The organism is Micromonospora tarensis, from assembly GCF_016803395.1.
Taxonomy (GTDB): Bacteria; Actinomycetota; Actinomycetes; order Mycobacteriales; family Micromonosporaceae; genus Micromonospora; species Micromonospora tarensis.
Map to the genome: position 1 here is coordinate 1 of NZ_JAEVHL010000491.1, position 1,590 is coordinate 1,590.

The window sequence follows — 1,590 nt, forward strand, 5'->3', positions numbered from 1 at the left end:
ATCGCGACCTGGTCATCGACCACTGCCACACCAGTAAGGACGTCCGCGGAGTTCTCTGCCGCACCTGCAACACCGGGTTGGGGATGTTCCGAGACAACACCGCCCTGCTCCAGGCTGCGGTCCGCTACCTGGAGTCGAGGGCTGCCGCATGATCGCCAACGACCTGTTCACCGCCTGCTTCGGCATCGTCCCGGCCGGCGACGAGGACGCGCTGACCAACATCGTGCGCAACGCGGTCCGCCAGGGCTTCGCCATCGTGCCGATCGCCCCGGGCCAGAAGGTCCCGATCTGCACCCTGACCGCTCGCCAGGCCAAGGCCGCCGACCGGGAGGCCAAGGACGCTGCCCGCGAGCGCGGAGAGCGCGGATGGGAGCGCAAGGTTCACGAGTGCGGCATCGCGCACGCCCTGACCGACCCCGCCATCGCGACCCGGGTGGTGGGTCGACTGGTCAAGGAGCGCGGACCGATCAACATCGGCGTCGAGGTCGGTCGGTCCCGGATGGTGATGGTCGACGCGGACACTGCCGAGCAGGTGGCCGGGTTCCTCGCCGACTGGTCCGAGCAGACCGGCCACGACCTGACCGGGCGGCGGCCGACGGTGACCACGCCGGGCAAGGTGATGGTCAGCGCCGCCGGCGAGCAGCAGTGGGTGCACAAGGACGGCGGCCACTTCTGGTTCACCATCCCGGAGGGCATCGACCTGGCCGCGCTGCCGGGCCAGGGGACGCTGCGCGCTGACTCCGGATGGGTCGCCGTCTGGCGTGACCACCAGGCACTGGTGCCGCCGTCGGTCCGGGCCGAAGGCGCGTACGCGATCACCGGCCAGGTCGAGCCGGCGCCGGAGTGGCTGCTCGACCGGATCCAACTGCACGCCCACTCCTACGCCGAGCGCAAGGCGCGTCAGGCCGAGCGGATCCGGCACGAGGGCGACCCGATCGACCTCTGGTCGGCGACCACCTCGTGGTCGGAACTGCTCGAGCCGGACGGATGGACGGACACCGGGCTGCCGGACCGCTGCGGCTGCCCGATCTGGACCCGGCCGGGCGATGCCTCACACCACAAGAGCGCCACGGCGCACGAGCTGGGCTGCACCCACTTCGACACCGACTCCGGCCACGGCCCGCTGCACCTCTGGACCGACAACCCGCCGGAGTTCCTGGCCGACGCGGTGGCGACTTACGGCCGGCGCACCATCACGAAGCTCCAGTACATCGCCTGGCGGGACCACGAGGGCCACCAGGGCGCGGCGATGAGCGCGCTCGACCTCGGGGCGATCGGCGGCGACAGCGTCGCCAGCGCCGAGTTGGAGGCGATGCTCGACGACCTCGAGCGCGACGCTGCTCCGACCGCTCCGCCCGCCGAGGGCGACTTGGTGACCGTCGAGCAGGCGGGTGAGACCGGTGAGACCACGCAGGTGGGACCACCGGCAGCCGATGACGAGACCGGAGCGATCCGGGCGCAGCTCGACGCGGACCCGCGGCTGCGCAAGGCCGTCGAGGAGCTGCATCAGCGGGACAGGGCCCGCCAGCTCTACGAGAAGATCCTGAACCTCGGTGAGGCCAAGGACCTGCGGGCGCGGATCGACGGCGC

The 1,590-nt window shown here is 71.5% G+C and carries 2 protein-coding genes; both read left to right on the forward strand.

Translation table 11 applies throughout. The features are described from left to right. Positions 1-14 precede the first annotated feature (14 nt). Positions 15-152, forward strand: a complete 138-nt coding sequence (locus tag JM949_RS40130) for an endonuclease domain-containing protein (RefSeq protein ID WP_407664890.1) — start codon at positions 15-17, stop codon at positions 150-152. Continuing rightward, a partial coding sequence (locus tag JM949_RS35840; protein WP_203152460.1) for a bifunctional DNA primase/polymerase occupies positions 149-1,590 on the forward strand: 1,442 nt, incomplete at its 3' end. The genes JM949_RS40130 and JM949_RS35840, both read left to right, overlap by 4 nt.